Here is a 6547-nt window from a genome sequence, read left to right as displayed (position 1 = left end):
ATTCTCACCGACAATGGCAAGGAGTTCACCGACCGCCTTTTCGGCCTGCGCAAGCGGACTGCCACGGGAGAGCACGCGTTCGACGCGCTTTGCGCCGCCCTCGACATCGACCACCGCCTGACCCCGCCGAAGTCGCCGCAGACCAACGGAATGGTCGAGCGCTTCAACGGCCGGATCGAAGAGGTCCTGCAGAGCCACCATTTCCGATCAGGCGAGGACCTGGAGACCACGCTCCACCGATACGTCTGGCTCTACAACCAGCAGCTCCCGCAATCAGCGTTGGCCAGCAAGGCGCCCTTGCAGGCCATGAAGGACTGGCACAAAATCAAGCCAGAGCTGTTCAAGAAACAGCCATACTACCTTCCAGGATGTGACAGGTGGCGTCGAGTCTTAGACGAACGGCAGGGAGGGAGCACGTCACCCCCCCCGTCGCAGACCCCGCGCAAGATTGATCTTGCGATGAAGAGAGCCGAGCGGCGAGGGCCTGTGTGATCGTCCCGGACAGGACATGTACAAAAAATATTCTCTATAAAAGATTCGAAATTCTCGCCAACGCTCGGCTGCTTTATCGTCCGGTAATTCCAGGGAACGCAATTAACAAAGCGAGCGCCAGAATCTGCAAGCCGATAAACGGAAGCAGCGATTTGAATATTTCTCCCAGACTGATGTCGGGTGGAGCAACGGATTTCAAATAGAACGCTGCCGGGCCAAAGGGCGGCGAAAGGAAGCTGACTTGCATATTCATGCAAAACAGCACTCCGAACCAGACCGGGTCGTAGCCGAGATCGGTTATGATCGGGACGAAGACGGGCATCGCCAGAAGCGCGATCCCGACCCAATCCAGAAACATTCCCAGAAGAAACAGGATCGCCATCATGAACAGCAGCACGAAGAGACGGTTGTCCGAGATATTTGCGACCAGCGACTGGATGTAGTCGAGCCCGCCCATCAGGTTGAAAACGCCCACGAGAGCCGAAGCGCCGATACCGATCCAAACGATCATTCCCACGGTCTGGAGCGTCTGAAGCGCGGCGCCCTTCATCAGCGTCAGGGTGAACTCACCCCGAAAGATGGTCGATAAGGTGACGCCCAACACGCCCACGGCCGAGGCTTCAGTCACGCTGGCGATGCCGCCGTAGATCGAGCCCAGCACCCCGATGACCACGAGAATTGGCAGGATCAGGCCACGGAGCAGTTTCAGCTTTTCGGCGCTAGTCGTCTCGGTGTCGGGGGGAAGGGCCGGAGCGGCTTCGGGGTTCAGGTAGCCGCGGATCAGGACATAGGCGACGTAGAACCCCGCGAGCATGAGGCCCGGAAGGAAGGAGGCGCTGAAGAGATCGCCGATCGAGACATTCGCGGTCAGGCCGTAGATGATGAGCACGATCGAGGGCGGGACCATAGTACCGAGCGCCCCGCCGGCGCAGACCACGCCGATGGCGAGCCTGCGGTCGTAGCCAAGACGGAGCATCTGCGGCAGGGCAATCAGACCCAGCAAAACGATTTCGCCGCCTATGATACCCGACATGGCCGCAAGAATGACGGCAACGACGATCGTCTGGATCGCCACGCCGCCACGCAGACGCCCGCCGACCAGCTTCATTGCATCGAAGAGATCCCGCGCAATTCCCGAGCGGTCGAGGATCGCCGCCATGAGAACGAACATCGGCACCGAGACGAAGACGAAAGACGTCACGAACGAATAGACGCGGCTTGTGATCAGCGGGACCGCCATCGGTCCGAACCAGCCCAGGGCAAAAATCAGGGCGACGAGCAACGTCACGAATGCCAGCGGGATGCCTGTGACGAGAAGGACCAGCAGCATCCCGAACATGGTATAGGTTGCGGTCTCGACGCCGAGATCCTGTAGCGATCCGAAGACTTCCATATCAGCGTTTCCCGCGGGCGTAGTTGATCGTGAGGATGAGGAACTGGACCGCCATCACGACCAGAACGATCAGGAGGAAGATCTTCATCATGCCCGGGAAGGCCGGGTTCCAGGCGCTACCCGATCGTTCGAGGCGAAACTCTCCGGACGGCGTGAAGGCGGCTCGGCCGACCATGATCCAGGCGGCATAGGCGAACATGGCAGAGGACAGCGCGCAGATGAAAGAGATCAAGACATCGAAGCCACGCCGTGCCCGTGGCGGGATAGCGTCATAGATCAGCACGACGCGGATGTGGCTGTCGCGCGAGACGCAGTAGAGCCCGCCGTAGAGGAAGGCGATGCCCGACAAGAAGATCGTCGTCTCGTGCGCCCACGTGGTCGGGGCGTTGAAGAAATAGCGCAGGACGACCTCCTGGATCAGGATTGCCGCGGCCGCGACGATGCCGAGGGCGAACACGATCCCGCCCTGCGAGATGATCCGCCCCAGTGGGCCCGCCTGCGGAATCGGCGCGCCCTCATTGCGCTGCGGGGTCTCGCTCGCGCCGTGCTCGATGTTGTCTTCTGCCTCGGCCATACCTGCCCCCTCGCGCATGAACGGGGACCGGCCCCTCTGACAGGACCGGCCCCGCAGTCGGTCAGATCTTACATCAGACCTTGTTCGATCAGATATGCAGTCAGCGTGTCATACACCTTCTGCGCATTTTCCGATCCTTGGGCGACTTTCTCCCACTCGCCCCGGGCAATCTGGCGGAACTTGGCACGCTCTTCCTCGGGCCAGTCATGCACCGTGATGTCGCCGGACGCCCGGGCTTCTTCCAGTGCTTTCTCGTCGGCTTCCTTCAGGGTCGAGACCTGCAGCTGCGAGAATTCCTCCACCGACTCTGACAGCGCGGTCTGCTGTTCTTCGGTGAGGCTGTCCCACTTCTGCTTGTTCATCGAGATCTCGACCAGCGGCAGCGAGTGAAAGCCGGGATAGACAGGATGCGGGGCGACGTCGTGCATGCCCTGCGCCTGATTCGTGGAAAACACGGTATAGTCCGCGGCGTCGATCACGCCCTTGTCGAGAGAGGTAAAGACCTCCGATCCGGGCAAGTTCACCGGGGCCGCGCCCGCGGCGGCGAACACCTGCTGCACAAGCCCTTCGGGCGCGCGCAGTTTCAGGCCCTGCAGGTCGTGGACGCCTTCGAGGGGGACCTTTGATACGAAAGCTTCGAGGCCTGGGGTCGTCGCACCGATGAACTGCAGACCATAGGGGTTCAGAAGCTCGTTCATAAGCTCCGCACCGCCGCCTTCATACATGAAGTCGAGCATTTCCTGCGGATCGCCATAGGCGCCGACAGGATTGGCGATCAGACCGAACGCCGCGTCTTTGCCTGCGAAATAGGATGTATCCGTGACGTGCCCGTCGAGGATACCGGCCGCGATGGCGTCCTGCGTCTCGTTATGAGCGACGATCGATTCGACCGGCAGCATTTCGACCTCAATAGCGCCGTCGGTCTTCTCCGAGACGCTTTCGGCCCACTGTTTCTGTAGCTGGAAGTTCGGGTTGCCCGCCGGATCCGACGACTGGAAGCGCAGGGTCATGTCCTGTGCCAAGGCTGCTGTTGCGGTGCTCATGGCGAGCAAGGCGGTGATCGTAAGAGTCTTCATGGTTTTCCTCCCTGTGGAATGAACGGCCGTGCGCTCTGGCGCGGCCGCGTAGCGAAATCGTGTGCCGCGTCGACCATACGATCAAGCGGGTCCGCGATGTCGAGGGGCAGAACGTCCTGTCCCTCGGGCAATTCGAGGACGGCAAGCTGACTGTCGATCAGGCTTGTCGGCATGTAATGGGCCGTGCGTTGCGACATCCGCGCGACCACCAGCGAGCGTGTGCCGTGCAGGAAAATGATGTCGAGTGCACCCAATCGCTCGGCCAAGCGCGCCCGATAAGCCCGCTTCAGCGCAGAGCACGCAATGACGGTTTGGACCCCGGTATCATGCGCCGCGGCACCGACACGGTCGAGCCAGCCCCAACGGTCCACATCGGTCAGAGCATCGCCTCGCGCCATTCGAGCGATGGCTTCGGGCGCGTGATGCTCGTCCGCTTCGATCATGGCGCAGGACAGTCGTTCGGCCAGCCGACCGGCAAGGGTCGTCTTGCCCGTTCCGCAGATGCCCATGACCAGAATGTTCCGCACCAAGTCTCCCCCATTCACAGTCGCCAGCACGCATGACAGCGTTGTCATCGGCGCAATGCTTATTGACAGCGCTATCATCGGTCAAGGATAGCCTTTCCCATGAGGACAGTTCCATCGAATGGCAGGAGAAAAGGGTCCACCCGCGTGACGCTGAACGATGTCGCGCGGCAGGTCGGGACGTCGACGATCACGGTCAGTCGCGCTTTGCGGCGGCCCGATATGGTCTCCGAGAAGTTGCGGACGCGCATTGCCGCGGCCGTCGCCGAACTTGGCTATTTGCCCGATCCCGCCGCTCGCACCCTTGCGTCCCGCCGCAGCGACGTGATCGGTGTGCTTGTCCCCTCGATCACGAATAGCGTGTTTTCGGACGTGCTCACTGGCCTCTACGATACGGTGGCCGAGACCCCGTTCTCCGTTCAGCTCGGAAATACGCGGTATCAGGCATCCGTCGAAGAGGAACTGATCGGCATCTTCCTGAGCCAACGTCCCGCGGGTTTGATCGTGGCCGGCATCGATCAGTCACTACGATCCCGCGCTTTGCTTGAACGCGCCGATTGCCCGGTGGTCCAAATCATGGAGACGGCTCCGGACCCGGTGGATATGATTGTCGGATTTTCGCATAGCGACGCCGCCCGCGCGGCGACGGAGCACCTTCTGGCGCAGGGATATCGTGCTCCGGCCTTTCTGGGCGCGCGAATGGATCCCCGTTCCGAACGTCGGCGCACGGGGTTCCGACAGGCTCTGATCGAGACCGGACTTTCTTGGCAGGGCCGCGAAGTCGTCACTCCAGAGCCCTCTAGCGTCCGGCTCGGCGGTGAGCTTTTCGAACGCCAGCGCGCATCGGCCCCTGAAACTGACGCCGTTTTCTGCAATAATGACGACCTCGCACTGGGCGCTCAATTCGCCGCATTAAGGGCTGGACTGCGCGTCGGACCGGAGTTCGGCATCTGCGGCTTTAACGATCTCGAAGTGATGGCATCCGCTTTTCCCACCATCACGAGTATCCGAACCCATCGACGGACAATGGGCGAGACTTCCGCCAAGATTATTATCGACCGCCTTTCCGGAGTTAAGGCGGCCAATTCCGTTATCGATCTCAAATGGTCTCTCGTCGCACGCGACAGCACCCGTCGCATTTGAACACAAGATGAGGTGTCGAAGCTCGCCGGTACATTGGGAAGGTGAGAACGGCGGTGCAAAAGTCTGCCACGGTAGCGGCGGGATGAGCCTGCTGCGGGCGGCGTAAAAGTCGTCCACCTTTACCCTCTCTGGCGGCAGGGAGGGCGGGAGGATTTTCACCGTGGACTTGTATCGTAAGGTGCGATTGGCCTGTGCGGAGGGCATGAGCCAGCGGGCGGCGGCGCATCACTTCGGGATTTCGCGCGACAGCGTTCAGAAGATGTTGGCGTTCTCGATTCCTCCAGGATACCGGCGAACGGCGCCCGTGAAGCGGCCGAAGCTGGACGGGTTCACCGGGATCATCGACGGCTGGCTGGATGGCGATCGCGAGGTCCATCGCAAGCAGCGGCACACGGCGAAGCGGTTGTTCGAACGGCTCCGCGATGAGCATGGTTTCACCGGCGGCTATACGATCGTGAAGGACTACATGCGGGAGCGCGAGCGGCGCGGCCGAGAGATGTTCGTGCCGCTGGCGCATCCGCCCGGTCATGCCCAGGCCGACTTTGGCGAGGCGGTGGTCATCATCGACGGCGTCGAGCAGAAGGCGCATTTCTTCGTCATGGACCTGCCGCACAGCGATGCCTGCTTTGTGCGCGCTTATCCCGCGGCGACAGCGGAAGCCTGGATTGATGGCCACGTCCACGCCTTCGCGTTCTTTGGCAAGGTGCCCGCATCGGTCCTCTACGACAACGACCGCTGTCTGGTTGCGAAGATCCTGCCGGACGGGACGCGTCAGCGGGCCACGCTCTTCAGCGGGTTCCTGTCGCATTACCTGTTCCGCGACCGCTACGGGCGGCCCGGAAAGGGCAACGACAAGGGCAACGCGGAAGGGCTGGTCGGCTATTCCCGCCGCAACTTCATGGTGCCGATCCCGCGGGTCGCAACCTGGGACGCGTTCAACGCCCATCTGGNGGAGCAGTGCCGCAGGCGCCAAGCAGATGTCCTGCGGGGCCAGTCCGAGACGATCGGTCAACGTCTCGCGCGGGACCTGGCCGCGATGGCCGACCTGCCGGCCGCGCCATTCGACGCCTGCGATCAGACCACCGGACGGGTCAGCTCCCAAGCGCTGGTGCGCTACAAGACCAACGATTATTCCGTGCCGGTTGCTTACGGCCACCGCGACGTCTGGATCAGGGGCTATGTCGATCAGGTCGTTATCGGCTGCAGTGGTGAAGTCATCGCACGCCATCCCCGCTGCTACGGTCGCGAGGACATGGTCTTTGATCCAATGCATTACCTGCCGCTAATCGAGCGCAAGATCAACGCTTTGGATCAGGCAGCACCTCTGGCGGAATGGGACTTGCCG

The 6547-nt window shown here is 61.7% G+C and carries 6 protein-coding genes and 1 pseudogene; 3 read left to right on the top strand and 4 right to left on the bottom strand.

The features are described 5' to 3' along the window. A pseudogene (locus JSE7799_RS07410) lies at positions 1 to 375 on the top strand (integrase core domain-containing protein); the annotation flags it as partial. Between the two features lie 190 nt (positions 376 to 565). Here JSE7799_RS07410 and JSE7799_RS07405 read toward each other — a convergent pair. The 4 genes from JSE7799_RS07405 to JSE7799_RS07390 form a co-directional block, all read right to left on the bottom strand. After that, the gene (locus JSE7799_RS07405) at positions 566 to 1885 is read right to left on the bottom strand and encodes a TRAP transporter large permease (RefSeq protein WP_055663038.1); all 1320 of its coding nucleotides are present in this window, start codon (positions 1883 to 1885) and stop codon (positions 566 to 568) included. 1 nt (position 1886) lies between these two features. Beyond that, positions 1887 to 2459 (bottom strand): TRAP transporter small permease subunit, encoded by a 573-nt coding sequence (locus JSE7799_RS07400; RefSeq protein ID WP_055663037.1) that lies wholly within the window; start codon positions 2457 to 2459, stop codon positions 1887 to 1889. A gap of 68 nt (positions 2460 to 2527) precedes the next feature. Continuing rightward, complete coding sequence (locus tag JSE7799_RS07395) at positions 2528 to 3535, bottom strand: TRAP transporter substrate-binding protein (protein ID WP_055663036.1); 1008 nt, start codon at positions 3533 to 3535, stop codon at positions 2528 to 2530. Next, a complete protein-coding gene (locus tag JSE7799_RS07390; protein WP_055663035.1) occupies positions 3532 to 4062 on the bottom strand; it encodes a gluconokinase in 531 nt (176 codons plus the stop codon). Before JSE7799_RS07390 ends, JSE7799_RS07395 begins: the two co-directional genes overlap by 4 nt. Before the next feature lie 144 nt (positions 4063 to 4206). Between JSE7799_RS07390 and JSE7799_RS07385 the strand changes: the two genes are divergently transcribed. Both JSE7799_RS07385 and istA read left to right on the top strand, forming a co-directional pair. Then, a complete protein-coding gene (locus tag JSE7799_RS07385) occupies positions 4207 to 5202 on the top strand; it encodes a LacI family DNA-binding transcriptional regulator (protein ID WP_245624827.1) in 996 nt (331 codons plus the stop codon). 160 nt (positions 5203 to 5362) lie between these two features. Beyond that, on the top strand, positions 5363 to 6547 hold a 1185-nt coding region (gene istA, locus JSE7799_RS07380; RefSeq protein WP_144431606.1), incomplete at its 3' end, for an IS21 family transposase.

Origin of the sequence: Jannaschia seosinensis, assembly GCF_001408515.1 — a bacterium.
Taxonomy (GTDB): Bacteria; Pseudomonadota; Alphaproteobacteria; order Rhodobacterales; family Rhodobacteraceae; genus Jannaschia; species Jannaschia seosinensis.
The sequence above is the reverse complement of the archived record's forward strand: the minus strand, read 5'-3'. Positions and strand labels throughout refer to the sequence as shown.

Excerpts from the sequence above, each read along its gene's own strand:
- JSE7799_RS07405 (WP_055663038.1), bottom strand. The coding sequence starts at position 1,885 with ATGGAAGTCTTCGGATCGCTACAGGATCTCGGCGTCGAGACCGCAACC.
- JSE7799_RS07400 (WP_055663037.1), bottom strand. The coding sequence starts at position 2,459 with ATGGCCGAGGCAGAAGACAACATCGAGCACGGCGCGAGCGAGACCCCG.
- JSE7799_RS07395 (WP_055663036.1), bottom strand. The coding sequence starts at position 3,535 with ATGAAGACTCTTACGATCACCGCCTTGCTCGCCATGAGCACCGCAACA.